22 protein-coding genes and 1 other RNA gene are annotated in these 22748 nt (G+C 49.2%); 13 read left to right on the plus strand and 10 right to left on the minus strand.

The annotated features are described in order from the left end of the window. Positions 1-62: 62 nt before the first annotated feature. The gene (ilvA, locus tag IDZ20_RS15140) at positions 63-1577 is read right to left on the minus strand and encodes a threonine ammonia-lyase, biosynthetic (protein ID WP_188152288.1); all 1515 of its coding nucleotides are present in this window, start codon (positions 1575-1577) and stop codon (positions 63-65) included. Between the two features lie 364 nt (positions 1578-1941). Between ilvA and rpiA the strand changes: the two genes are divergently transcribed. After that, the gene (rpiA, locus tag IDZ20_RS15145; RefSeq protein ID WP_188152289.1) at positions 1942-2622 is read left to right on the plus strand and encodes a ribose-5-phosphate isomerase RpiA; all 681 of its coding nucleotides are present in this window, start codon (positions 1942-1944) and stop codon (positions 2620-2622) included. Between the two features lie 58 nt (positions 2623-2680). Next, complete coding sequence (gene serA / locus IDZ20_RS15150) at positions 2681-3916, plus strand: phosphoglycerate dehydrogenase (protein WP_188152290.1); 1236 nt, start codon at positions 2681-2683, stop codon at positions 3914-3916. A 37-nt stretch (positions 3917-3953) separates the two neighbouring features. Here serA and feoB read toward each other — a convergent pair whose 3' ends face one another. Then, positions 3954-6002, minus strand: coding sequence for a ferrous iron transport protein B (gene feoB, locus IDZ20_RS15155; RefSeq protein WP_188152291.1), 2049 nt, complete (start codon positions 6000-6002; stop codon positions 3954-3956). Positions 6003-6037: 35 nt separating this feature from the next. Continuing rightward, positions 6038-6268, minus strand: coding sequence for a FeoA family protein (locus IDZ20_RS15160; RefSeq protein WP_188152292.1), 231 nt, complete (start codon positions 6266-6268; stop codon positions 6038-6040). 713 nt (positions 6269-6981) lie between these two features. On the opposite strand from IDZ20_RS15160, the gene IDZ20_RS15165 reads away from it, so the two are divergent. Then, positions 6982-7131 (plus strand): hypothetical protein, encoded by a 150-nt coding sequence (locus IDZ20_RS15165; protein ID WP_188152365.1) that lies wholly within the window; start codon positions 6982-6984, stop codon positions 7129-7131. A gap of 137 nt (positions 7132-7268) precedes the next feature. Here IDZ20_RS15165 and IDZ20_RS15170 read toward each other — a convergent pair whose 3' ends face one another. The 4 genes from IDZ20_RS15170 to IDZ20_RS15185 all read right to left on the minus strand — a co-directional run bounded on the left by IDZ20_RS15170 (position 7269) and on the right by IDZ20_RS15185 (position 8754). Beyond that, a complete protein-coding gene (locus tag IDZ20_RS15170; protein ID WP_245792351.1) occupies positions 7269-7931 on the minus strand; it encodes a 5-formyltetrahydrofolate cyclo-ligase in 663 nt (220 codons plus the stop codon). A gap of 6 nt (positions 7932-7937) precedes the next feature. Further along, positions 7938-8115: non-coding RNA, 6S RNA (ssrS, locus tag IDZ20_RS15175), on the minus strand. Positions 8116-8207: 92 nt separating this feature from the next. After that, positions 8208-8495, minus strand: coding sequence for a cell division protein ZapA (locus tag IDZ20_RS15180; RefSeq protein WP_188152293.1), 288 nt, complete (start codon positions 8493-8495; stop codon positions 8208-8210). Between the two features lie 49 nt (positions 8496-8544). Beyond that, positions 8545-8754 (minus strand): TIGR02449 family protein, encoded by a 210-nt coding sequence (locus IDZ20_RS15185; RefSeq protein WP_188152294.1) that lies wholly within the window; start codon positions 8752-8754, stop codon positions 8545-8547. Positions 8755-9095: 341 nt separating this feature from the next. Between IDZ20_RS15185 and IDZ20_RS15190 the strand changes: the two genes are divergently transcribed. The 9 genes from IDZ20_RS15190 (at position 9096) to IDZ20_RS15230 (ending at position 19352) form a co-directional block, all read left to right on the plus strand. Then, positions 9096-9707: a UPF0149 family protein gene (locus tag IDZ20_RS15190; RefSeq protein WP_188152295.1), complete on the plus strand. Its 612-nt coding sequence runs from the start codon at positions 9096-9098 to the stop codon at positions 9705-9707. Positions 9708-9801: 94 nt separating this feature from the next. Continuing rightward, the gene (gene pepP, locus IDZ20_RS15195) at positions 9802-11112 is read left to right on the plus strand and encodes a Xaa-Pro aminopeptidase (RefSeq protein ID WP_188152296.1); all 1311 of its coding nucleotides are present in this window, start codon (positions 9802-9804) and stop codon (positions 11110-11112) included. Between the two features lie 16 nt (positions 11113-11128). Further along, positions 11129-12460 (plus strand): 2-octaprenyl-6-methoxyphenyl hydroxylase, encoded by a 1332-nt coding sequence (ubiH, locus tag IDZ20_RS15200; RefSeq protein ID WP_245792352.1) that lies wholly within the window; start codon positions 11129-11131, stop codon positions 12458-12460. Continuing rightward, a complete protein-coding gene (locus IDZ20_RS15205; RefSeq protein ID WP_245792353.1) occupies positions 12457-13779 on the plus strand; it encodes a UbiH/UbiF/VisC/COQ6 family ubiquinone biosynthesis hydroxylase in 1323 nt (440 codons plus the stop codon). Before ubiH ends, IDZ20_RS15205 begins: the two co-directional genes overlap by 4 nt. 51 nt (positions 13780-13830) lie before the next feature. Then, complete coding sequence (locus IDZ20_RS15210) at positions 13831-15132, plus strand: paraquat-inducible protein A (RefSeq protein ID WP_188152297.1); 1302 nt, start codon at positions 13831-13833, stop codon at positions 15130-15132. Next, a complete protein-coding gene (locus IDZ20_RS15215; RefSeq protein WP_188152298.1) occupies positions 15113-16723 on the plus strand; it encodes a PqiB family protein in 1611 nt (536 codons plus the stop codon). Before IDZ20_RS15210 ends, IDZ20_RS15215 begins: the two co-directional genes overlap by 20 nt. After that, positions 16716-17312, plus strand: a complete 597-nt coding sequence (locus IDZ20_RS15220) for a PqiC family protein (RefSeq protein WP_188152299.1) — start codon at positions 16716-16718, stop codon at positions 17310-17312. Before IDZ20_RS15215 ends, IDZ20_RS15220 begins: the two co-directional genes overlap by 8 nt. A gap of 31 nt (positions 17313-17343) precedes the next feature. Then, positions 17344-17943 carry a hypothetical protein gene (locus IDZ20_RS15225; protein WP_188152300.1) on the plus strand — a complete coding sequence of 200 codons (600 nt, stop codon included), beginning with the start codon at positions 17344-17346 and terminating at the stop codon, positions 17941-17943. Then, the gene (locus IDZ20_RS15230; protein ID WP_188152301.1) at positions 17943-19352 is read left to right on the plus strand and encodes an energy transducer TonB; all 1410 of its coding nucleotides are present in this window, start codon (positions 17943-17945) and stop codon (positions 19350-19352) included. Before IDZ20_RS15225 ends, IDZ20_RS15230 begins: the two co-directional genes overlap by 1 nt. Before the next feature lie 23 nt (positions 19353-19375). Here the strand turns inward: IDZ20_RS15230 and IDZ20_RS15235 are convergent, their stop codons facing one another. Continuing rightward, on the minus strand, positions 19376-20098 hold the full coding sequence (locus IDZ20_RS15235) for an acyltransferase (protein WP_188152302.1): 723 nt from the start codon (positions 20096-20098) through the stop codon (positions 19376-19378). Positions 20099-20167: 69 nt separating this feature from the next. Here IDZ20_RS15235 and IDZ20_RS15240 point away from each other — a divergent pair, with 69 nt between their 5' ends. Beyond that, positions 20168-20806 (plus strand): class I SAM-dependent methyltransferase, encoded by a 639-nt coding sequence (locus IDZ20_RS15240; RefSeq protein WP_245792354.1) that lies wholly within the window; start codon positions 20168-20170, stop codon positions 20804-20806. Between the two features lie 84 nt (positions 20807-20890). Here the strand turns inward: IDZ20_RS15240 and IDZ20_RS15245 are convergent, their stop codons facing one another. Both IDZ20_RS15245 and IDZ20_RS15250 read right to left on the minus strand, forming a co-directional pair. Continuing rightward, positions 20891-21919: a prenyltransferase/squalene oxidase repeat-containing protein gene (locus IDZ20_RS15245; protein WP_188152303.1), complete on the minus strand. Its 1029-nt coding sequence runs from the start codon at positions 21917-21919 to the stop codon at positions 20891-20893. Positions 21920-21992: 73 nt separating this feature from the next. Further along, the gene (locus tag IDZ20_RS15250) at positions 21993-22745 is read right to left on the minus strand and encodes a class I SAM-dependent methyltransferase (RefSeq protein WP_188152304.1); all 753 of its coding nucleotides are present in this window, start codon (positions 22743-22745) and stop codon (positions 21993-21995) included. Positions 22746-22748: the final 3 nt, after the last annotated feature.

Raw genomic sequence — 22748 nt, forward strand, 5'->3', positions numbered from 1 at the left:
TCTTTAGCCATACCTCGCTGGCTAGGCTGGCCTAGCCGCGGGCTGTATGGTCTAGTAATTACTCAGCTTAAAAAGTATTGATAAGCGTCGTTTTGAGTCTCTTCCCAATAGTTGTAGCCTAAATCTTTAAGCAGTGCTTCCAAGCGCTTGCGATCCCCCTTTGGAATCTGCATTCCAACTAGTACGCGACCATACGCCGAGCCGTGATTACGGTAGTGAAACATCGAAATATTCCACTGGTCCGCTAACTTGTTAAGAAAGTTTAATAGTGCGCCGGGTCGCTCTGGGAATTCGAATCGGTAGACGATTTCATTTTGCGCTTGCGGTGCATGGCCTCCGACCATGTGACGAATATGGAGCTTGGCCATCTCGTTGTCGGTCATGTCTACGGCTTTGTAGCCTTTCTCAGTCAGGGTTTTCATAATTTCTTGGCGATCATTTTTCGCTGGAGAAATTTGCATACCAACAAAAATATGGGCGTCGCGATTATCGGCGTAACGGTAATTAAACTCGGTGATCGAGCGCTTGCCCAACAAGCTGCAAAACTTTTTGTAGCTTCCTGGCTGTTCTGGAATAGTAACGGCGAAAATTGCTTCTCGCTTTTCGCCTATCTCGGTGCGTTCCGATATATAGCGTAGTCGATCAAAGTCGGTATTGGCGCCGCTGTCGATTGCGATTAGAGTCTGGTTTTTGGCCCCAGTATCGGCGACATATTTTTTCAGCCCTGCCAGTGAGAGCGCGCCCGCAGGTTCAGCGATGGAGCGGGTATCTTCAAAAATATCTTTAATCGCCGCACAGATCTCGTCTACCGAGGCGGTGATAACACCATCCACGGTTTCTTTAATGACTCGATAGGTTTCTTTGCCGATTTGAGCGACGGCTACACCGTCTGCAAAGATACCCACTTGCGGAAGGGTGACCCTGCGATCGGCTTCGAGTGCGGCTTTTAAACAGGCGGCATCAACCGGCTCAACCGCAAATACCTTGATTTCGGGACGAACAAATTTGATATAGGCGGCCATGCCTGCACAGAGCCCGCCGCCGCCAACCGGTATGAATATCGCGTCAATTTTACCCGTGTGCTGACGTAGGATTTCCATTGCCACCGTGCCTTGTCCAGCGATGACGTCGGCATCGTCGTATGGGGGGACGTAGGTCATGCCTTTCTCTTTGACGAGATTCTTGGCGAAGGTGGAGGCCTCGTCATAGGTGTCGCCTACCTGTACTACTTTGGCGCCACGGCGTTTGACCGCTTCGATTTTGATGGCAGGGGTGGTGCGCGGCATTACGATGGTGGCACTTACGCCCAAGTGTTGAGCTGCGAGAGCGAGCCCTTGTGCGTGATTGCCCGCCGAGGCGGCAATCACGCCACCGGCACGCTGCTTATCGCTGAGTTGCAGTAGTTTGTTGTAGGCCCCGCGAATTTTAAACGAGAACACCGGTTGTAGGTCTTCGCGTTTTAACAGGACCTTGTTGCCTGTGCGGCTGCTGATAAGCGGCGTTGCATCTAGCGGTGTTTCAACGGCAAGGTCATAAATTCGGGCATCTAGGATGCGCTTGATATAGGACTGGGGCATAAATTTGGGTCTGCTTGATTTTCGTGGTTTTTGTTTAGTCGCAATAGCTTGGTATTCGATCGTTGTTGATTACACGACATGATGAAGCCGTTGGAGCTGTAGGTGATTAAAAATCAGTCGCCATGTTAATGGATGGGCCCCGGCAAGTCATGGGCTTTAGGGTTAATTGCGATAAGAGTGCGAATTATACATGCGTGCGCGAGCGGCATTTTGTAAAATGCCGCTCCAAGGTTAGGATACGACATTAGTCCGTATCGGTTTTGCTCGGTACTAAGTGAAAAGCAAGCCGAAAGCATTGCCTGGTTTTAGGCCTGTTTCTAACCCTTTGCGAATAAAAGTCGCCATTAATCAAGGTCCGCTCAAGATGAATCAAGACCAGCTTAAACAAGCCGTAGCACAGGCCGCAGTGGACTACATATTACCGAGATTAGAGCGGAACACGATTGTTGGCGTCGGTACGGGTTCAACTGCAAATTACTTTATTGATAGTCTCGCTGAACATAAGGGGCTATTCGACGGAGCCGTTGCGAGTTCAGAAGCCTCTGCTGAGCGTTTGCGACAGCACGGAATACCGGTTTACGATTTAAATGCAGTGGATCGATTGGCGGTGTATGTCGATGGCGCCGATGAGTCGAACGCGCAGCTGCACCTGATTAAGGGCGGTGGCGCGGCGCTAACACGAGAAAAAATTGTCGCCGCATGCAGTGACGAGTTCGTCTGCATCGCCGACCAAAGCAAATGGGTTGAAACCTTAGGCAAGTTCCCTCTGCCGGTTGAGGTTATCCCGATGGCGCGCGCTCACGTTGCCCGCGAGCTTGTTAAGCTAGGCGGAGATCCGGTTCATAGGCAGGGTTGCACCACCGATAACGGCAATCAAATATTGGATGTGTTCGGCATGCAAATTCACGATGCAATCGCACTGGAAACAGCAATCAATCAAATTGTTGGTGTTGTTGCCAACGGCTTGTTTGCGCTGCGTGCAGCCGATGTATTGTTGCTCGGCACTTCAACCGGCGTGCAAACCTTGCGCGCCATGCAAGCTTGATTGATTTTTTTCAAATTGCGATTACTACTATCACTTTCGAATTAAAACGAGAATTCAAATGGCGGCCTCACATTTTTCCCTTGGTAAAGACAAAATTAAATTCGTATTACTTGAAGGTGTAAGTCAGACGGCCGTGGCCAGTTTACACGATGCCGGTTACACCAATATTGATTACGTAAAAACGGCGTTGGCCGAAGACGAATTAATCGAGCGGGTAAAAGACGCACACTTTATCGGTTTGCGTTCGCGTACTCAGCTAACTCGAAATGTTTTCGCCCATGCGCAAAAGTTAATAGGTGTTGGCTGCTTTTGTATTGGCACTAATCAAGTTGATTTGGCGGCGGCTGGTGAGCATGGCGTTGCCGTTTTTAACGCGCCGTTTTCGAATACACGTAGTGTTGCGGAATTGGTTATCGCCGAAGCGATTCTTTTGTTGCGCGATATACCGGCCAAGAATGCTGGCTGTCATCGCGGCGAATGGAGTAAATCTGCCGATGGGTCATTTGAAATTCGCGGCAAAACTTTGGGCTTGGTTGGTTATGGCTCGATCGGTAGCCAAATTAGCGTGCTGGCCGAAGGTTTAGGTATGCATGTGCTGTTCTACGATGTGGTTAGTAAGTTGCCGCTGGGGAACGCTGCGCAGTGTAAAACACTGCCCGAGCTGTTGTCGCAGTCTGATATCGTTAGCTTGCATGTGCCGGAAACGCCAGCGACAAAAAACATGATTGCTGCGGCTGAGCTGGCAGCGATGAAGCCCAATAGTATTTTGATCAACGCTTCACGCGGCACTGTAATCGATATCGATGCGCTTGCTGCGGCACTGGCGTCAAGGCATCTAGCGGGTGCGGCTATCGATGTATTTCCGGTAGAGCCGAAAGGTAATGCCGAAGAGTTCGTCAGCCCACTGCGAGCTTTTGATAACGTAATTCTAACGCCGCATATTGGCGGTTCGACCATGGAAGCGCAGGAAAATATCGGTGTGGAAGTGGCTGAAAAGTTAATTAAATATTCTGATAATGGTACCACTACATCATCGGTTAACTTTCCTGAAGTTGCTTTGCCAAGCCATCACAATGTGCACCGTTTACTACATGTTCATCAGAATATCCCAGGTGTTCTCACCGCGATTAACTTAGTGTTTTCAGCTAACAACATTAACATCGCCAGCCAGTATTTGCAGACTAACGAAAAAGTAGGTTATGTGGTGATTGATGTAGAAAGTGAATACAGTGAGGTGGCTGTACAGCAATTGCGGGAGATTGCTGGCACCATTCGTTGCCGAGTATTGTTTTAGTCAATTGACAAAGCAGGAGGTGTCCTGCTTTGTACTTTTAGATGTTCATGGCGGGAATATGGTCGGCGATACCGCGTTTCATATGATAAAGAATGGCGACGTAGCAGCCGTACAGAACGGCTGTGGCGCCAACAATCCAAGTGATGGCCGCCACTGGTTCGCTAGCGATCAGGCTTAGATGCCAAAGTACCGATGCCATCCAGTAGGACAGCAGCAGGCTCCATGCCACAGAGTAGCCCAACCAAACATGTCCAGCTTCCCGCTGCATTACGCCGATGGTGGCAACGCAGGGAGCGTAGAGCAGAATAAACACAAGATAGCAGAACGCGCCCCATGCAGACGGAAACAGCGCTTGCATAGCTTTGTAACTACTTGGTTGTGATGACTCTGCGTCCACCTGTGCCGAGCTGATGCCAAGTGGGTCGGTCAATGCGCTAACCAATCCAGCGGAGTTATCGACTACAGAGCGCAGCGCGGTAGTAATGTCGGCGGCGAAGTCTGGCATGGCGTCAGCGTTTAGATTGTCGCTATCGCTGGGAGTGTAGAGGGTGTCGAGTGTGCCCACTACGACTTCCTTGGCAAACAAGCCGGTGAACAAGCCTACGGTAGCCGGCCAGTTGTCTGCGCCGATTCCCATGGGAACGAACATCGGTGTCAACACCTTGCCGGTCGCCGAAAGCGCAGATTTTTCGGTATCTTGGTTGCCCCAGCTTCCATCGGTCCCGAAGGAAGAAAAAACTGACAAAAACAGCACTACAACAACGATGCGCTTACCGGCGCGCCAGATGAATGAATACAAGCGGTGCCAGGTTTGGGTCAGAACATTCCGTATCAGTGGTCTGTGATACGCGGGCATTTCACTTATGTTGGCGCCCACCAAGCCTCCGAAGAGCTTCCTGCGCAAGATCCACGCTGAGCCAATCGCGACCAGAATGCCGAGTAGGTAGAGGGCGAAAATCGCGTTTTGGGCTTGGCTGGGAAAGAACGCAGTGCCGACAAAAACATATACCGATAGGCGCGCACCGCAACTCATAAACGGCGCGATAAAAATAGTGGTAAGGCGCGCACTGGCTTGACCGAGCGAGCGCGATGCCATCACCGAGGGAACGTTGCAGCCAAAGCCAATAATTAATGGAATAAACGCCTGCCCGGGTAAGCCAATCTTAGCCATTAAGCGATCAATGACGAACGCCGCGCGCGACAGGTAGCCGGAGTCTTCGAGTACCGACATACATAAATATAAACAGCCAATCACTGGAATAAAGGTGCCGACAAGCTGAATACCGCCGCCCACGCCATCTGCCAATACCGCTTGTAACCATTCTGGGGTGCCGATGCCTGCCAGTAACCAGCGGGTGCCGTCAACAAACCAGCTGCCGAGAATTATATCGAAAAAGTCGATGAATACCGCGCCGAGATTTACCGATATGGTAAACAGTAAATACATCACTAGCAGGAAAATAGGCAGGGCTAGGAGAGGGTGTAAAAACCAGCGGTCGAGGGTTTCGGTACGGCTGACACCGCCGTCTTCTCTGAATGCCGCCGCGGCGATCTTCTCAACATTCAGTGAGCTGGCTGCAACCGCAGGGTAGGAGATAAAGGTGTTTGCAATAGTTTTGCGGAGCTGATCAATACCCTCTCCGGTTGAGCCAATTACGCCTGCCACCGGCAAGCCGCTTTCGCGCGCTAGTGCGGCAAGGTCGACAGAAATGCCTTCCGCCTTGGCGCTGTCGAGCATATTGACTACAAGGACCACTGGCTTACCTGAAGCGACAAGTTCTGGCAGCAGCTCGAGCTGGCGTGGCAGCCGAGTGGCATCCAGCACAAATAGGATTAGCTCGGGGGTGTTGCTATTGATGTAATTGTGGGCGACGCGCGCTTCGATGCCCTGAATGTCGTCGTGTAGGGTGTAGACGCCGGGGAGGTCAACTAGGCGATATTTTTCGTTGCCGAGTTCCAGCCGGCCATCTTTGCGTTCAACAGTAACGCCGGGCCAGTTGCCGGTGCGTTGGCGGGTGCCCGTGAGACGATTGAATAGGGTTGTTTTGCCGCAGTTTGGGCTGCCAATAAGGGCGATTTCTTTCACAGATAACTCAATACGTATAACTCAATCTGAGAGGTTTAAGCCTCGGCGAGTACCGCGATTTCGGCAGCTTCATCAGCTCGAATCGCGAATAAAGTGCCCCGACAGCGAATTTGCATCGGGCCTTTGCTACCGCTGCGGTGCAATACCTGTATGCGCTCACCCGGTTTAATCCCCAAGGCGCCGCATTGACGCAGCAAGGCGGCATTATTTGCGGATAGGGCATTGATGATGGCACTCAAGCCAGTGGGTAGATCGCTGAGCTTCATACAGGCTTACCTTAAATGTTTGTAGCTGGCGGATAACGCGCTAGCTATGTGTTTACTGGTCCACGAAGGACAAGCAAAACTAAGTGTAAATCTAGCTGTAGTTAATAATCATTCTTATTATCGTCTCTTTGCTCTCGACTCGCAAGAAATTATTTGTATCGGTTTGACGCTAATCAGCAGGACACAAATAGAGAGAATTAGAGGGCTCACAAGAGGCGCCTAGATGATGCATTTTAGGCCTCTCGCGTGTCATTGCTTTGATTTAGGGCATAAAAACTCATGATGCTAATTTGGATTAGTTTCTACTAGCGGTACTGGTGTCGTCAAAATGATCTTAATTGCGTTACTGGCGCACAAATTTAAGTAAGTATTCACTTAAACTGTGAAGCCTATTAAATAAGGGGGTTGTTGCTCTTTAAGTGGGATGTCAGGGGGCTAGAATAAAGGTTGGTTCATTGTGATTTGACGATTTTTAGAGTCATTTGGAGAAATCGGCACGTTATATGCTATTTACTAATTAGATATTGGTAAGTGCGTCGGTTGTAAGAAACTTGTCACACCCAGGTAATGCTTTAAGCGCTAAATAGCGGCCAAAAGTGAAACTTGTTGCAAGGTGGTTTTTTAAAAGCGCTACCTTCGGTGGGTACTAGTTGTTCTAGCGAGTTTTCTGCCAGAGCGAAGCTCTTAGCCCATGTACGCCAAGAGGAAGTTAAATGAAGACAGATGTTCTAACTTTTGCCGCAATTATTTTTGTGGTCGGCTTGTTGGCGAGTGGTTTAGGGTTAACTGATGGAATTGAAGAATCGGACTCCCCATCCGCTTTAATGCAGGGGGTTGCCGATAATCCTTCGGCGAAACTTTGATGCGCTGGGAGTTTGCCGCTGCACTAAGATGGTAGGTTTTTGGCCACGATTTCTTGCTTAGTATTTTACGTTTTTGGTTTCTTGTTGTTGAAAGCTCCACGCTTTGGGCTCCCAATGGGAGCCCTTTCTTTTGGGCGTTATTTATTGTTACGCAGGTCTGTTCGGCTTGGGTAGGCTAACTTCGGTGTGGTTTTGGGCGCAGGTATGCTCGCGACAATTTTCAAAAAATCAGATTCAGTCGCAATGGCGTCTAGTGGTATATCCCAGTTCTCTCCTTCTAATGACTCTATTTCTTGCAGGCTGTGCGCAAGGCCGATCAGGTAGGGGCGAGCGTGAGGGCGACGTCGTTTGTAGGCGAAATAGCGATCATAAAAGCCACCGCCCATTCCCAAGCGGTTCCCGCTGCGATCAAAGCCAACCAGCGGCATAAGTACAACATCAATGTTGGCGGCAGGGACGGCGGCGCCACTTGGGTGTGGCTGTAAAATGTTGAATCTATTGCGGATCAGCTTGTTGGCCCCCATAAACCGGCGAAACACCATCTGCTGGCAAGCGTTGACGCAGGGGAAACAGAGTATCTTATTGTGTCGAAGTGCCCAGCGTGCAAAAAGGTGCGGAGAGATCTCGCCGTCGCAGGCAAAGTAAAGTGCTATGGTGTTAGCGTTTTGGATTACGCGTTGGCGACGCAGTTGCGCGAGCAGGGATAGGCTGGAAGCGGCTTGTTGACTGACTGAAAGTGCTCGGCGTTCAGCGCGTAGCTGTTTGCGAAGCGATGATCGTTGCACTGTAGAGGTGGGCAAAAGAAATAATCCCCCGGAATTGCCGCTGTTGACGTAACCTTGAACCCGACGGTTCAAGGGGGAGGGGACTGCCGTGAATTAGGCTTTCCGACGCGCGGACATGCACACAACACGAGCGAGTAGCCTCCGGTAAAACATTTATCGGCTCAGGGATTCAGCCAACTGGCGGGCAACCCAGGTTGATGAAAAGTATAACACCGCCGCCGTAACTGAACAGTCTTGACATTTCAAAAGCCCGATAAATTTTCAGGCGAAATGGCTGAGGGGCTTGTAGTGTCAGGCCTCCAGCGCTTTATTAAGTTTTTTGGTGATACGTTCTAGCGCTGCGGAATCCAGATTGCCGCCTTCGCTACCGTGCGACTGCTGCAGTTCGTAGCAGAGGTTAAGTGCCGCCATCACGGCGATGCGCTCCATGCCAATGACATTGCCGCTGCTGCGGATAACACGCATGCGTTCGTCCAGCTCTTCCGCGGCTCGATGCAGGGCGTCCCGCTCGTTTGGGGGGCAGGCTATCTGGTAGTCTTTTTCGAGAATGTTGATGTGCACACGCTGACTTTCGCTCATGCTGCTTTCCTTTATATCTCCCACGCACTGCTCCAAATTAGGTACTGACTCAAGACTCTGCTTCAAGGGTCTTGAGGCGAGCAATCATGGATTCTACCCGCGTTCGGGCAATGTCATTCTTTTCGATAAGGCGAACACGCTCTTGCTGCCAGCCGCCTTCTTTTGCGCGAAGCTCCGCATTTTCACGCTGCAAGCGGCTGCATAGATGAATAAGTGCGTCGAGCTTGGTTTCGATGTCGTTTAAAAGTGGGTTTGCCATGGGTGTCTGTGGGGTATTCTCCGAGTTTTCATGGGTTCGGCGACAATATTCTATATAATGTCGGGCGACTTTGCCGATTCATGGCCTCTTTTCAGAGATTTGTTCGTAGTTTGACTGTTTGTTAGTGGTTTGATTGAGCGTTGTCGGCGGTTCGGCTACCGCTCAGCGGCTTAACATTAGCCGTTTGAAGCGGACAACCCTGCGAAGTTCGGCGCCAATTCTAGGTGTCAGCCACTGAATCTTAATACGTAATCAGCAAAAGTATAGTGCTTTTCGCCGAACAGAAGCGATAAACCCTTCTCGTCGCCGTAAAATTCTGCTTCAAATCAGGTAGTTAACCAATGAGTGATACATTTCAGTACGATTTTCTTAACGACGAACTAATGAATATGGGAGCGATTAACACGGTTTCCCAGCTACAGGGCATGCTCTGCGGTTGCTTGAGTGCCGGTTTAAAGCTTGAGGGCGACAAGTGGCATGTTATGGCCATGGAGTTTCTGGGGTTGGATGATCTAGAAGCCGGTGAGACAGATTGCGCGGTGTTTGATGTTTTGTTAGAAGGTTCGAAAAAGAGCCTAGCCGATTTGAGTTTTGGCTTTCACCCCTTGCTGCCTAATGACGAACTTAGCCTTACCCGCCGCGCCGAAGAGCTGGGAGGCTGGTGTGAGGGGTTTTTGCACGGTGTCGGTCGCGGTATTGGTAGTTCCTCCAAGTCAGGTGCTGGTGACAAGGAGTTGGTTCCTGAGGTGGCTGACGCTCTGCGTGATATGGCGCATATTACCCAAGTTGCCTTAGATGAAGATCTCGAATCAGAAGAAAATGAAATTTATTGGACCGAATTGGTAGAGTATCTGCGTGTAGCCGTATTAACCGTATATAGTGAATTGAGTGAGGCTGATGCTAATCTGGCCCCTCCTGCTGGGGGTGATTCGGCCGAGCCAACACTACATTAATTGTCAGCACTATTTGGACTAGTAAGCAGATTTGGTCTCTACACTCGCCAATACAACATCCTGTATTGAGCCACAATTTCAAGAGTTGTTGAATATGAGTATTAGCAAGTCAGAATTCGCCCGACGTCGCAAAACATTAATGGCGATGATGGAGTCGGATAGCATCGCAATTCTACCTTCAGCAAAGGAAAAAGTTCGCAGCCGCGACACTCACTACACGTTTCGCCAAGACAACGATTTTTTCTATCTTACCGGCTTTAACGAGCCGGATGCTGTATTGGTGTTGGTGCCCGGCCGCGAGCATGGCGAAGTGGTGATGTTTTGTCGTGAGCGCGATCCTGAAAAAGAAATCTGGGATGGTTATCGCGCAGGTCCAGAAGGCGCGTGTAAAGAATATGGTGCAGACGACGCTTTTCCTATAGATGATATCGACGAGATTCTGCCGGGTTTAATCGAAGGCCGAGAGCGCGTTTATTACGCGATGGGGAAGGATGCCGGTTTTGATACTCACGTGATGGCATGGGTAAATAGTATTCGCGCTAAGGTGCGTTCGGGCGCAACCCCGCCCGGAGAGTTTTTAGATCTTGACCATTTTCTCCATGATATGCGCTTGTACAAAAGCGCAGCCGAAATCCGCCTGATGGCATCAGCCGCTGAAATTTCTGCCGACGCCCATGTGCGAGCCATGCAAGTTTGTAAAGCTGGAAAATATGAATACGAGTTGGAAGCCGAAATCCAATATGCCTGCGCGTTGCGCGGTGGACGGCAACCGGCATACAACTCGATTGTTGGCGGCGGAAAAAACGCCTGTGTTTTACATTACATTGAAAACTCCGAAAAACTAAAGAGCGGCGATTTAGTGTTAATCGATGCGGGTTGCGAGTACGAGTATTACGCTTCCGACATTACCCGCACCTTCCCCGTAAGTGGAAAGTTTTCGAAAGAACAAAAAGCCATCTACAACATTGTATTAGCCGCTCAAGAGGCCGCGATCGCCGAAGTTCGCCCTGGTAATCATTGGAATGCGCCACACGATGCCTCGGTGCGGGTTATTGTCGAAGGTCTGGTCGAGCTGGGTTTATTAAAAGGTAAGGTTGATAAACTTATTGAGACAGAAAAATACAAAGCGTTTTACATGCATCGTATCGGCCATTGGCTGGGCATGGATGTTCACGATGTTGGCGACTATAAGGTTGGCGGTGAATGGCGTGTGTTAGAGCCCGGAATGGTGATGACCGTAGAGCCCGGTATCTATGTGGCGCCGGATAATAAAAAGGTCGACGCGCGCTGGCGTGGTATTGGTGTGCGTATTGAAGATGACGTGGTGATTACCAAAGACGGTTGTCAGGTGTTGACGATTGGCGTGCCGAAAACCGTCGCTGAAATTGAAAAGTTAATGGCCTAATGCAGGTGTTAATTTCGTGACTGAGAATGTATCGAGCGCAAGCAATTGCGATGAGTCGAGGCTTAACCCAGATATCGCTATTGTTGGCGGTGGCATGGTTGGCTTAAGTTTGGCGCTGCTTATTGTTCAGCAGTTGCCGAAATTACGCGTTGCGATCTATGAAGCTGAGCCGTTCGCTGCAGAAAACCAAGCGCTGTTGCAGCCGAGCTTCGACGAGCGATCCACGGCGCTCTCGGCGTCGAGTGTAGACCTGTTTGCGCAACTTGGTTTGTGGCAGCTGATGCAAACGCGCGCTCATCCTATCGATTTGGTGCATGTTTCTGATCGCGGTCATATCGGCCAAACCGCATTTTCCAAACAGGATAACGACGGGCACTCGCTCGGTTATGTTATTGAAAATAAATGGTTGGGACGATCTTTGTTGGCGGCCGCGCGAGCGCAACAGAATATTCATTTAGTCGATTCGGCACGCGTCGTGGAATTACGTAAGCGCGCGCAATGCGTCGAATATAAAGTACAGTCGAGTAAACTTGATGTTGCACCGATTGAGCGTCGAGCGTCTTTGGTTGTGATTGCCGATGGCGCATTGTCGCCACTGCGCCAAGCGCTTGGTATTGCGGTTGAGCAGCATCGCTACGGCCAGGCGGCTGTGATCGCTAATGTTGAATTTGATCGGCCGCACCAAGGGCAGGCATTTGAGCGTTTTACGCGCTCGGGGCCGCTCGCTTTTTTACCCTTACCGAGTCTTTATAAAAACTCTGCCAGCAGTCGATGCGCATTAGTTTGGACGCAGCCAGAAGCTGAATTAGCCAGCGTGCTCAATCTATCCGACCAAGACTTTATCAAAAAATTACAAGAACAGTTTGGCTATAGGCTCGGCAATATCCAGCGCGTTGGCGAACGTCAAAGTTACCCGCTGCAAATGATTTTTGCCAAGGAGCAAGTTCGATCGGGGATTGCCTTAATGGGTAACGCGGCGCACTTTTTACATCCGGTCGCGGGGCAGGGGTTTAACCTAGCCTTGCGCGATTGTGCTCAGTTGGTTGCCTGTTTACGCGACGCTCAAATAGCTGGTGCGTCTGCCGCAGAGTTGGGGTCGCTCGACGTACTTAATCGATACCTCGCTTTGCAGACAAAAGATCAGGATGCGACGGCGATTCTGAGTCACAATTTTATTCGGTTATTTGGCAGTGCTAATCCCATATTGCAGTTAGGCCGCAATATGGGTTTGATTGCCATGACGTTATGCTCGCCATTACAGGCAACATTTTTTAGCCAAATGATGGGGCGTGGTAATGCCCGCGCAAATTTAGCGCGCACAGCGACAAGTGACGAGGTGGCGGTGTGACTGGCGAGTATAACTTTGGCAGTAGCCACAGCAGTGGCAGCGAGCAGTTTGATCTTGTTATTGTCGGTGGTGGGATGGTGGGCTTAGCGTTGGCGGTTGATATCGCCAGCCGCGATGACTGCGCCCAGCTCAAAATTGCCTTAGTAGAAGCCACCGATCTCAATCCGCCTACAGCGGTCGAAGACAATCTTTTTGATCCGCGCGTGGTTGCGCTTTCCGATCAGTCTCGGCAGTTGTTGGTTGCACTTGGCGTTTGGTCGGATATAGCTCAGCAGCGCGCCTGTCCCTATGTGGCTATGCACGTGTGGGACGCAGAGGGCACTGGTAGTATCGATTTTCATTGCGATGACCTGCACGCCGATAGTTTAGGCACCATAGTTGAAAACTCGGTAATTGTTGCCGCGTTACGGCGTCGTGTCGCCAGCTTCGCAAATATTATCTTGATGACCGGTGCGCGCGTTACCGACATTACATTAATGGACGAGCAGCCCAATATTTCTGACCACGAAGGTCAGAGCTGGAATTTATTGAGTCTCGATTTAAGTGGGACTGCAATGTCCATTAAGGGAAGGTTGATAGTCGCTGCCGACGGCGCACGTTCTCAATTGCGAGACTTAGCTGCGTTGCCGGTGCGGGAATGGGACTACGGTCACACGGCGATTGTTACCACGGTAAAAACGCAACAGCCTCATCAATTTAGCTGTTGGCAGCGGTTCACCCAAGATGGCCCGATCGCCCTATTACCATTAGCAAATACGCACGCTCATGGCTCGCTCGACGGGTCGAACGGTCATTACTGCTCGCTGGTTTGGTCTGCCGCAACGCCGTTAAGTGAAGTGTTAATGGCGCAGGATGATGCTGAATTTTGCGCGGCACTTGGCAGCGCATTTGAGCATCGATTAGGTAAAATTGTCGAAGTCGCCGCGCGCCACGCAATTCCCCTGCGCCAACGCCATGCGGTAGATTATGTTTGTCCTGGTCTGGCCTTGGTTGGCGATGCGGCTCACACAATCCATCCGCTTGCTGGGCAGGGAGTAAATCTCGGTTTTTACGACGTGGCCGCGCTTGCCGATGAAATTGGGCGGGCCTGTAAACGCCATCTACCCTTGTCCGACTATTCTATTTTGCGTCGTTACCAGCGCGCACGTAAAAGCCACAATCTTTCTGCAATGTTAATCATGGAAGGATTTAAACGTTTGTTTGGCGCCGACGACCCGGCGATACGCTGGTTGCGCAATAGTGGGATGTCATTTATGAATAAGCAGACATTTCTGAAAAAGCAGCTAAGTAAAATCGCGAGTGGCCAAGCCGCGCTATAGATTTAGCGCATCAAATTTAGAAAAAATATTAAAGGACATGAGGCGACACCATTGCCCAATGAACTCACCAGTGAAGAGCCTTTCCAAGCACTTTCGGGAAGCGCCTCTGTAACCGCTCACGCCGTACACAAAGATTGGTTGTTGTGTCATTCCTGCGGTGAGCTACAAAAAGTTGTCGCCTTGTCTCCAGAACATGAGATGGTGTGCTACAACTGCGACGAAGTTTTGCACTCTGGGGCAGTTGGTCGGGTGCGATCGGCGGCGGCGCTGGCGGTAACGGCGCTAATATTATTTGTAGCGAGCAATTGGTTTCCCTTTATTACGCTTTATATTGGTGACCAAAGTCAGTCGACAACTATCCTCGATGGTTTCTGGGCGCTTATGGATCGCAATCAATGGGTATTGGCGAGCCTCGTTATTACCACGATTTTCCTTTTTCCTCTCGCCGAAATTTTTGCGTTCCTGTATCTGCTTATTCCCTACACCTACCAAAAACATCTGCCCGGCCAGGCGCCGGTCTTACGCTGGCTAGTACGCGCGCAATCGTGGAGTATGCTCGAAGTGTTTATGTTGAGTTTGGTGGTTACTGCGGTGAAACTTGCTGATATGGCGGTCATTAAGCTTGAGATTGGTGCCTACACATTTTTCGCGTTAGTCGGCGTACTCATTTTGACTTTTATGAAGCTTAATCGACGCAGGTTATGGAGTTGGTTAAATACCAACAACTATTTCGCTAAAGATCAAAACGAAATAGTTTACGACTGTCGAATTTGCCAGGCTATGGTGGGTGAATCGCTGGTCGATGAACGCCACGCTTGCCCGCGCTGTAACTCAGCGGTGTATAAGCGAATTCCTAACAGTATTCAAAAAACATGGGCGTTAGTTATTGCCGCTGGGCTACTTTATATTCCTGCCAATATTTTGCCGATCATGACCTATTCATCACTCGGTGATGTGGATACCGACACCATATTCTCGGGCGTAGTTGAATTACTTGCTCAGGGCCTATGGGGAATTGCAGGTATTATTTTTGTCGCCAGTATTTTGGTGCCTATGGCGAAGTTAATTATTTTGATTTACCTACTTCTATCGGTGCAAGCTGGCGTTAAATCGGGCGCGAAGCATCGAGCATTTTTACTGCGCCTTACCGAATTGGTTGGCCGCTGGTCGATGCTCGATGTGTATGTGGTTACGATTTTGGTTGCCCTAGTGCAGTTTGGTTTCGTATATACCGTAGAACCTGAGCCAGCGATTATCGCCTTTGCCACTGTGGTAGTGTTAACTATGATTGCAGCAGAAACCTTTGATCCGCGTTTAATTTGGGATGCAGTAAATGAAAAAGAGTTTGAATAAAGCGGTTGTGCAACAAGTCAAAACCGTATCGCCGGTTTGGATTGTGCCCGCGATAGCATTAATTATTGCGCTCTGGCTTGCGGTGCGCGCGCATATGGAAAAGGGCGTAGAGGTTGAAATCCTATTTGATCGAGCCTCCGATATTATTGCCAATCAAACCCTAGTTAAATTAAACGAGGTAAAGATCGGGATAGTCAAGCAGGTAAAACTAAGTGGCGATCTCAGTCACGTAAAGGTAACCGCAGAACTGGATCGAGATGTTGCCAATCATATTAGCGAGAACTCGCGCTTTTGGGTGGTAACGCCGCGTATAAGTGCCGCAGGCGTTTCTAATCTCGGCACCTTAATTTCGGGTGTCTATATTGTGATGGATCCCGGTCAGCCGGGGAACTATCAAACAGAATTTACCGGCTTAACCGAGCAGCCCATTTTTGAATCGGATGAGCCCGGCGCGCAATATATTTTGCAGGCAGAAGAACTTGGTTCGCTTGATATTGGCTCGCCGATCTATTTTCGCCAAATTCGTGTCGGCGAAGTGACAGGCTACCGGCTGTCCGACGCAATGGACAGCGTTGAAGTTAACGTATTTGTACGTTCGCCTTACAATGAAATGATTCAAACGCGCAGTCGTTTTTGGAATGTGAGTGGGTTTGGGGTGACGTTTGGTGCCGACGGTATGAAAGCGCGAATGGAGTCGCTTGCATCATTTATTAATGGTGGTATAGCGTTCGATAACGCCGCCGGCTTTGAAAATGTAGAAGTTGCACGCGGTGGCCATAAATTCTACCTCTATCCCGATCGCCAATCGGTATTGGAGGGGCGGTTTAATATTCGTTACTACTATCGATTAAAGTTTTCCGGTAGCGTGCGCGGCTTAACGGTTGGAGCGCCGGTAGAATTTCAGGGAATAAAAATAGGCGAGGTTGTTGATGTGATACTCGACAACGTCGAAAACCGCAGCGGTAATCTACATGTTTATATCTCTATGGAGCCGCAGCGCTTAGAGCCCGACGACTCACCAACACGTGAAGAGGTTGATGCCCGATTGCAAACCATGGTTGACGAAGGTTTACGCGCGCAAATGAAAACCGGAAGCTTGCTGACTGGTTCAAAATTTATCGACCTATTTTTTGCTAAAGACGCCGAAGAAGCGAGTTTATTGGTCGCTGAAAATTATTCAGAGATTCCCACGGTAAATGACACTATGGATGATCTCGGTCGTACCGCTACGGATATGCTCGCCAATATTAGCAAAATCCCCTTCGATAAAATTGGTATCGAACTGGCCGGCACGCTCGAAAATCTAAATAAACTATTGGCAACGCTTGAAAAACAAAATACCGCCGAAAAAATTGATGGCGCTATTGGCAACTTAGAAAAAACTCTAGCATCTGCCAATACCGCGCTGGAGCAAATGGCTGGCGCTATGGGAAGCATTGATCAAGCTCTCGCGCCTGATTCGGCAATGCGCTATGAGATAACCGAAATGGCTAAGTCCGTAAACGAAGCCGCTAGTTCGCTTGAGCTTTTCTTGGACGAGCTAAATCGAAACCCCAATGCCTTACTCTACGGGTCTGAAAAAGATGATTAAAACATTATTATTTACGTGCCTGCTAACCATAACATTAACGGGTTGTGTTTCTTCCGGCGGTAAAGTTACCTATTATTCACTATTCGCAGAGCCAATAACGGGTATTGCAAACGATTCAGCAGCTGTTAGCCCTACGCTATCTATCGGCGTAGCACCCGTTGTATTGCCCGAGTATTTAGACAACGCCGCGATTGTTAGCTTTACGCAGGGTCAACAACTGCGAATTTCTGGCTCACGCGCTTGGGCGGGTAGTTTAGATGCCGCTGTACTGCGCGTTGTAACGGGAAATTTGTCCGCGGCATTGCAGCTGGAACAGGTTTGGGCTTTTCCGTGGGATACGCGCTCGCGCCCAGATTATCAGCTGCAGATTAATCTCGAAGAATTTGCCGGTGTGCTCGGTGGTGATGTACGACTGCAAGCGCGCTGGAAGCTGCTCTCGCAAAAAGGCGATACTGTTGTCATGTCCGGTTTGGAAAAGGTTACACAGACCAGCGAAAACGATAGCTATGACGCCTATGTTAAAAATTTAAATAATCTCCTTACAGAAGTTACTCTTCAAATAGCCAAAAAAATAATAATAACAATATAGATTAATTGCCCTCCACAAGGATCTTAAAAAAATGGAGTCTAGAGTTCTGGGTAAAAAATTTACGACGATATGCGCTAATTTATTTCGTACAATCGGTTTGCTTTGTTACTTTATGGTTACATTCAGTAGCGCCAACGCTATAGCTGTATGGGATGAGGTTGTCGAATTTAATCGAAAAACCGAAAGTGAATTCGATTTAACATTAAAAGTAAAAGAGAAAGTTGAATTTAAGCGTGACGACAAATCATTTTCTTTTAGTGCCGTTTTAAGTCAGCCCACCTCGGAGCTCGATGTACCGGCTTTCTTTGTGTACTTGTATCCAAAAAAAGTCGGTCAGCCTTTAGCTACGCTAACCTTTCACGATCTGGAGTGTACCGGCGAATTTAGTCCTAAGGTTTGGTACGCCCATAAAGACGGTTACGGTAAAAGCGAATATGGGTTTTCAGGGATTCCATGGCCGGAGACCATCGATGTAGTGATTAATGTTTCACGTAAGCGGGAAGACGGCGGTTATAACCATAGTCTGGAATTTAATGGCCAACGTTTTTCGTTTTCTACCGAACGTAAAGTAGACTATGCCATGTTACAGGTCTTGGGGACGGCGACAATAACGAATGCGGGGTTTAAATAATGAATAGGGTTTTAAAGCTGACGGTAGCCGCAACTGTAATATTATTTGTGTCGCTCACAGCGACGGCAAAAACGTTTGAGCAGGGCATGGCTTATTATCACGCCAAGCAATACGAAGAAGCCTATCAAGTGTTTGAAGAAATGGCACTATATGGTAATGCCAAGGCTCAGTTTAATATCGGTGTTATGCACGCACGTGGCGAGTTCAAGCAAAAGGACATGATCGCCGCATGGGCGTGGATGAAATTAGCGGTAGATTCTGGCGGCGATGCCGGTCAGGAAAAAATACTCGAAAAAGTCGCAAAAAAATTATCTGTCAGCGAGATGAGCCAGGCACATGTATTGTTTGAAGAGCTTGTTGCCGTGTACGGAAAAGATGGTAACTTCGCTAAAACCCTACCGGTGTTCGGAGTGTCTACTCAAACCTCTTTTTCTGAAGCCCGACGGCTAAAAATGATGGCGCCTAAGTATCCTAAGGATATGGCAACTCTTGGTAGAGGTGGTGTTGTTGATACGCAGTTCGCGATTGAAAAAGATGGCACTATCCGAAATATAACGGTATTTGCAACTGCAAATAAAAGCTTTATCTCAGCTTCATTAGAAGCCCTGAGGAAAAGTCGCTACGAACCGGCTACAGCGGATGGCAGTGCAGTTGTACAGTTAGGGATGAAGAACCGCTATATATTTGAAATGTATGGTAGCGAAGTCGACGATAAGGCTCTTAAAGAGTTTGTTGAGCCACTAAAACAACAGGCGGAAATTGGCGGTAGTGAGGAAAAATACGCGTATGCTTATACGTTAAGCATGCTCGAAACTATGCTTGGCGGTAGAGACGATCAGCCTGCTGAAAAGTTAGATCGTTCGACGGATTGGCTCGTGGAGTCGGTTCGTTACGGTTCCCCTTTAGCAAAATACGAAATGGGTCGCCGCATGAGTTATGGTTCGCAATGTAAGGAAGACCCTGCGAACGGTTACCTTTGGGTAGAGAGAGCGGCTGCGGACAATATTCTAGACGCGAAATATATGTTGGGTATGGCCAAGCTGCAGGGCATTCACTACAGCCAAAATATCGCTGAGGGTATGGCGGTCATCAAAGACGCTGCCGACAACGGCTTTAATCATGCCCAGGTTCGCTACGCATGGTTACTGGCGACGGCTAGCTCGACAAACAAAGCTGATGCCGCTATTGCGCAGACCTACTTAGATAATTTAGAGGAAGATTACGCCGATGAATTGTCGCGCCTAGAAGCGCAGCTGGCGGTGTATCTTGCCGCGGGGAATAAAAAGAAGGCGGCCAAGGAGCTTAAGCGATTTCAAAAGTATACTAAAAAGTACGATATTCCAGTTGCGCGTTTAACGGCAATGGATGCGTCGTTTAACGCGGGTACCGCCTACTCGGAAGCGATATAGGCAAGGCCAAGCCTTGGGTAAAACTAGTCGTGTTGATTCGGTTTGAATAGCGAACGAAACCAATTAATAAAACTATTGCCAGTGCCGAAGGCCCGCTCTAGTTCCTGTTGGCTTTGCCAATAATCAGCTGGCCGATCAAACAAAAATTCGCGTTTTAGCATGCGTTTATTTGGCGAGAGATGTTTTACCACTTTAGCGGGGTTGCCTGCGGCAATGACGTTTGCAGGTAAGCTAGCTGTTACCACGGCGCCAGCTCCGACGATGGTGTTGTCGCCAATACTGACACCTTTACCAATAATAGCGCGGTGACCAACCCACACATTGTTGCCAAGTGTTACCGGCGCGGAGCAGCGAAAAGGTCGGACACGGTTGTAAGTGCCGTGCCAGTCACTATCGGAAATCGTGACCTCGGCGGCGAGCATACAATTGTCGCCTAGGGTTAAAGCTTCGGCTGAAGCCAGATTTACGCCGGGGGAAATTAAACAGTAGTTGCCGATAGTAATACGGCCATGTTGTTGTTTGCTCTTCCACGCGGTAATGCTTACCGGTTTCGCCGCGTCGCAAATAATATGCAGAAACTTACCAGCGTGAATATTGTTGCCGAGCAGGCGCAAATATTTAGGTTTTAAAATGGCGCAAGCCTCGCCGAGGCTGTCGAATTGCGGGCGAATAAAACGTTGGATATACCAGCGATTATAAGCACCGGTAAGCGCGCGAATACTGTTGGGGCGCAGATCTTTTCGCATGATAATTAAATATTCTCAATTCAGCCCTGTGCTGATTTTTTAGGTTCTAATTGATTAAAAGGGTGTCACGTGTCGAATGCCGTCATAGAGTTTTTTCAGCAACATACGATCAAGGGATTTCTAGCCGAAGATGAAGGTCAAGCCTTGTATCAAATTGCTATGGCCGCTGCGCCAATTGGTCCCTGTTTGGAAGTGGGTAGTTACTGTGGTAAGTCGACAGTCTATTTAGGTATGGCCTGTAAAGCTATGAATAACACACTCTACGCCGTTGATCACCATCGAGGCTCGGAAGAGCATCAGATAGGTGAAGAGTATCACGACGCCGATCTAAAAAATCACACCAATAGTGGCATCGATTCATTCCCGCTATTTCGAAAAACCCTGCAACTCGCCGAGCTAGAAGAAACCGTTGTGCCCTTGGTGTGCAGTTCCGCCGTGGCGGCAAAAGACTGGGCAACGCCATTGGGTTTAGTTTTTATTGACGGCGGTCATAGCCCCGAAATGTCGCGCCAAGATTGTCTTAGCTGGAGCGAAAAAATTGCCGTAGGTGGTTGCTTGGCAATTCACGATATTTTTGAAAAGCCAAGTGATGGTGGCCAAGGCCCTTATTGGGCGATGGAAGCGGTACTGGCCGAGGGCGATTTTGTGTTGCGTGGCCGGGTAAATTCGTTGGCGATGATTCAGCGTATAAAAGCACGGATCGTATAGATTCTTTCTGGTAACGCTATAGTGTCTTTGTAGTAGAGATATAGTATCTAAGTCATCTGTAATCTTTGTATGGTCGGTGCGAGGTTACTCTAAAAACCGACTTCGGCGGGTTAAAATATCTGCCGCAGGTGTTAGTTTAAATAACGCGTCGGCGGCGAGTAACATTGCGCCGGCGGTCCAGCTGGTTTTTTCCTGTGGCCAGATAACCTTGTCGCGAAAGCTGTAACCCGTCCAATAGCCGCCGTCTGTATCCTGCCACTGGGCAAGCCATTTAAAAATATCGAGCGCCTGTGGGCGTCGGCCTGCAGCGATACAAGCTAAAATTAATTCGCAGCTTTCGGCAACCGTTACCCAGGGTTCATCGCTTACACAGCGGCAACCTAAATCTTCTTCGACAAAAAAAGCCCAGCGCTTGTCTAAGCGTAATTGTGCTTCTTCCGATGAATAAATTCCCGCGAGGATGGGGTAGAACCAGTCCATGGAGAAGCGCGATTTACTTTCCCAGGTTCGATCAAAGCGCCAGGGTTTATTGCGCAGTGCGTCACTTAAGGCTTGGTAGCCGGTTAGCCAGTGAGGTTTGTGTAGTCCTAGCGTGGTAGCAATGGCTAATGCGGATTCGATACTGCGTAAAATAGACGCGCAAGCGGTAACCAGTGCGTCTTTTCCAAGCGTTTCACTAGTGTCGAGGGCCCATTGAATGTCGCCTTCACTGGTTTGTAGGTTAAGCACATAGTCGATAGCTTTTTCGACCATAGGAAAAAACTCCAGCAGCGCGGCTTGATCCTGAGTCACTTGGTAGTAATGCCAGACGCCGGTTGCTGGGTAGGCAACAAAGTTTGTTTCGATTCGAGTGGAATCTTCGCTGAGATAGCTGGCCTGCCAGCTTCCGTCTGAATTTTGATTTTTTACCAACCAATTTAGGCCCGCTTTTGCCGCAGTATAATGCCCAGCAATAGAAAGCCCCATGACGGCTTCGATGTGATCCCATGGGTCGAGCTTGCCTTCACTGAACCAGCGGATGGCACCGTCGGGTTGTTGGCAACTTAAAATAAACTGTGCGGTTTTTTCTAGGTCGAACCAAGCGGGGAGTTTTGCTTTTAAGCTGTTATGCATTGAGACTCATCCGAAATGTTGTGCCGGTTTTAGTTTTGCTAAAAGTCACGCCGGCATAGATCGTTAATGTTTTCTATTCCGACGTCTTTTTGTCAAAGTAGTAGACCACACTCTTTCCCATAATCGGGTTTAGGCAAAAATCGAGACAGCGAGTTAGCCACGGTTTTTCAAATAGATCCCAAACTAAAAAGCGGTGGTAAATACGCACTGGCCAATAGTCTTCTCCCTTTTGCCAAAATAGGCAGCGCAACCACCAATAGGGCACATGTAGTGCGTGGCTGCCGTGGCCGTGAGTAAAGCGATAGCCACTGGCTGAAATTTCACGGCGCAATGCAGCCCCTTTAAAAATTCGAATGTGGCCGCCCTCCACCTGATGATAGGCTGCGGACAATGCCCAGCAGATACGTTCTGGCCATGCGCGTGGTACGCTCACACAGAGGCGCCCGCCAGGTTTTAATACGCGCTGTATTTCTGCGAGCATTTGTGGGTAGTTGGGAATGTGTTCCAACACTTCCGAGCAAACGACGTGGCTAAAACTGGCATCGTCAAAGGGTAGGCGTGTGCCGTCGGCTTGACTGAAGTTAACGTCACAGGCAGCGGTTTTTGCTGCTGTGGCGAATGAATTATGTATGTCGTCTAGCCGCTGTCGCGCCGTGATGAGATCGCTACGATTTAAATCCACTGCGTAAATTTGGTAGTCCAGTGGCCGCTCGGCGATCGCTTCGAGGTAGGCGAGTCCGAGTGCATGACGGCCTTCGCCGCAGCCTAAGTCGAGCAAACGCGAACCGGCTTCTAGCTTTAATAATGGCGGTTGCAGGGTGAGCACGGC

Source organism: Teredinibacter waterburyi (assembly GCF_001922985.1).
Taxonomy (GTDB): Bacteria; Pseudomonadota; Gammaproteobacteria; order Pseudomonadales; family Cellvibrionaceae; genus Teredinibacter; species Teredinibacter waterburyi.

Bases quoted from the DNA above. Each gene is read 5' to 3' on its own strand.
- ilvA (WP_188152288.1), bottom strand. From the start codon at position 1,577: ATGCCCCAGTCCTATATCAAGCGCATCCTAGATGCCCGAATTTATGAC.
- rpiA (WP_188152289.1), top strand. From the start codon at position 1,942: ATGAATCAAGACCAGCTTAAACAAGCCGTAGCACAGGCCGCAGTGGAC.
- serA (WP_188152290.1), top strand. From the start codon at position 2,681: ATGGCGGCCTCACATTTTTCCCTTGGTAAAGACAAAATTAAATTCGTA.
- IDZ20_RS15160 (WP_188152292.1), bottom strand. From the start codon at position 6,268: ATGAAGCTCAGCGATCTACCCACTGGCTTGAGTGCCATCATCAATGCC.
- IDZ20_RS15165 (WP_188152365.1), top strand. From the start codon at position 6,982: ATGAAGACAGATGTTCTAACTTTTGCCGCAATTATTTTTGTGGTCGGC.
- IDZ20_RS15180 (WP_188152293.1), bottom strand. From the start codon at position 8,495: ATGAGCGAAAGTCAGCGTGTGCACATCAACATTCTCGAAAAAGACTAC.
- IDZ20_RS15185 (WP_188152294.1), bottom strand. From the start codon at position 8,754: ATGGCAAACCCACTTTTAAACGACATCGAAACCAAGCTCGACGCACTT.
- IDZ20_RS15190 (WP_188152295.1), top strand. From the start codon at position 9,096: ATGAGTGATACATTTCAGTACGATTTTCTTAACGACGAACTAATGAAT.
- pepP (WP_188152296.1), top strand. From the start codon at position 9,802: ATGAGTATTAGCAAGTCAGAATTCGCCCGACGTCGCAAAACATTAATG.
- IDZ20_RS15215 (WP_188152298.1), top strand. From the start codon at position 15,113: ATGAAAAAGAGTTTGAATAAAGCGGTTGTGCAACAAGTCAAAACCGTA.
- IDZ20_RS15220 (WP_188152299.1), top strand. From the start codon at position 16,716: ATGATTAAAACATTATTATTTACGTGCCTGCTAACCATAACATTAACG.
- IDZ20_RS15225 (WP_188152300.1), top strand. From the start codon at position 17,344: ATGGAGTCTAGAGTTCTGGGTAAAAAATTTACGACGATATGCGCTAAT.
- IDZ20_RS15230 (WP_188152301.1), top strand. From the start codon at position 17,943: ATGAATAGGGTTTTAAAGCTGACGGTAGCCGCAACTGTAATATTATTT.
- IDZ20_RS15235 (WP_188152302.1), bottom strand. From the start codon at position 20,098: ATGCGAAAAGATCTGCGCCCCAACAGTATTCGCGCGCTTACCGGTGCT.
- IDZ20_RS15245 (WP_188152303.1), bottom strand. From the start codon at position 21,919: ATGCATAACAGCTTAAAAGCAAAACTCCCCGCTTGGTTCGACCTAGAA.